This window comes from Micrococcus sp. EWR3.9.1 (genome assembly GCF_052615555.1).
In genome coordinates this window covers 1-305 of sequence record NZ_JBQXFD010000056.1, presented here as the reverse complement: position 1 = coordinate 305, position 305 = coordinate 1, and the positions used below count along the sequence as shown (strand labels likewise).

Below are 305 nucleotides of genomic sequence, written 5' to 3'. Positions count from 1 at the left end.
AGGGCCAGGGCACATGGTGCACCTGGACGTGAAGAAGATCGGGCGCATCCCTGACGGGGGCGGCTGGCGTGCGCACGGACGGGACTCCGAGAACGCGCGAGCAGCCAAGCGCGGGCCTGGCCGACGGGTCGGCTACACCTACCTGCACTCGGCGATCGACGGGTTCACCCGCCTGGCCTACACCGAAGCCTTGCCCGATGAGCGGGCAGCTACGACCGTGAGCTTCTTCTGCCGGGCGCGGGCGTTCTTCGCCGCCCACGGCATCCGGATCGACAGGGTGATCACGGACAACGGCAACAACTACC

General features: G+C 68.5%; 1 pseudogene. It reads left to right on the top strand.

Annotated elements, in window-relative coordinates:
* Nucleotides 1-305, top strand: a pseudogene (locus tag ACUJ8O_RS11550) (IS481 family transposase); the annotation flags it as partial.